Raw genomic sequence first — 1562 nt, forward strand, 5'->3', positions numbered from 1 at the left:
CGGCATCGCCCCCGCCCGCCCCGGCGCCCGAGCCGCCGTTGGTTCTGGACCCTGGCCATATCACAGTCGGTACCGGCAACGATGTCGTGTCTTTCAGCTTCACGACCAACGCGGCCAGCAGTGGCGTCGTCGGGATTGCGGTCGACGGCGTAGTCGTGTTCCAGGGCAATCTTGGCTCTGAACATTTTGCCGGAGACGTCGCGGTCAAGTTCAACAGTGGCGGAAGCTCACAGTTCAACGTCTGGTTCGAAGGCGCAAGCGGAGTCCATCTCTCTCAGGTGTCGTATAACGGCATCAATCTTGCTCCGCTGAGTCAGAGCATGATGGGTTCCGGGAATGCGGGGTTCATGCTGCACACATCCCCTCCGGGCACCAATATGGCGGGGTCAAGCGGTAGGGATATCTTCATTTTGAGCGGTGGCAGCGTGTCAGTCACCACGGGGAGCGGCCGGGATCTTATCTTGGTCCGCGATCCTGGGACTTACAGGATCATGGATTTCAATCAACAGCAGGACCGTATTCTGTTCGAGGAAATGTCGCGTGAAAGCCTGAGTGTGACTAAACAGGGGGCGCACCTGGTATTGGGATTCGAAGGTGGCTCTATTACGCTACACAAAGGTGCCAAATTCGACGCCGATCAGTTCATTCTCGTCTGACTGAACTGCGCCGGTATTGCCGGTGGCGTTTCAGTGTGAGTCATGCTGCCAGCGCAGTCTCCTGCGGGTGGGCATGGTACCACGCCTCGGCGGGAGGGACCTTCCCGATCGGCCCGAGCGGGCGTCGGTGGTTGAACCAGTCCACCCACTCGAGGGTGGCAAACTCGACGGCCTCGAGGCTGCGCCACGGGCCGCGGCGGCGGATGAGTTCGGTCTGAACACGCCGATCATGCTCTCGGCCAGCGCGTTGTACCGCCCTGCGGGCGTTGCCTTCGGCCCGTAGCTATCGCCCACGCTGCCGACGGAGAGCTCGATGCCCGCCTGTGCCAAGCGCTCGGTGTAGCGGATGGAGACGCACTGTACGCCGCGATCACTGGGATGCAGCAGACCAGCGCCACGCACGGGGCGCCGATCGTGCAGCGCCCGCTCCACAGGCCATCGCGCACGAAGGCCGTCCGCGCTCTCCGCGAGACGCGCCAGCCGATGGTGCGGCGTGACCGCCAGTGGTGACCTGCCACTGAACTGTCATCCAGCGGCGATTAGAGCCTCAGCAGTTCATGTTGCGCTGTAGGGCGCGGGTTGAGCAACCGGTGGAGACGCGAAGCCCTTATCGAGCGAAGCGTTCGAGCCGGTTGCGACGAGGGTTCCGGCGAAAGCCGCCGGGGTCTGGTATCCGAGCGAGGAATGCGGTCTCGCGGTGTTGAAGTCCTGCCTCCATTCGGCGATGGCGCCGCGCGCATGGGCGATGCCGAAGAACAGGCTCTCGTTCAGGAGCTCATCGCGCATGCGCCCGTTGATGGGGTGGACGGCCTGACCTGCCCCCCGTTGGTCCCGCGTTCATTGTGAGAGCCCGCCGGGGTTGTAGCCGAAAATCTGTGCTGGCTGGAGCGGCCGGGCGGCGGAGCC

The 1562-nt window shown here is 63.6% G+C and carries 1 protein-coding gene and 2 pseudogenes; 1 reads left to right on the forward strand and 2 read right to left on the reverse strand.

What is annotated here, in order from left to right:
• On the forward strand, positions 1-656 hold a 656-nt coding region (locus tag F563_RS25210), incomplete at its 5' end, for a hypothetical protein (RefSeq protein WP_162140612.1).
• A gap of 40 nt (positions 657-696) precedes the next feature.
• Here F563_RS25210 and F563_RS25275 read toward each other — a convergent pair.
• Positions 697-1153, reverse strand: a pseudogene (locus F563_RS25275) (DDE-type integrase/transposase/recombinase); the annotation flags it as partial.
• A gap of 58 nt (positions 1154-1211) precedes the next feature.
• Positions 1212-1463 (reverse strand): annotated as a pseudogene (locus F563_RS23625) (integrase core domain-containing protein); the annotation flags it as partial.
• Between the last annotated feature and the right edge of the window lie 99 nt (positions 1464-1562).

Source organism: Elioraea tepidiphila DSM 17972 (assembly GCF_000378465.1).
GTDB classification, from domain to species: Bacteria; Pseudomonadota; Alphaproteobacteria; order Acetobacterales; family Acetobacteraceae; genus Elioraea; species Elioraea tepidiphila.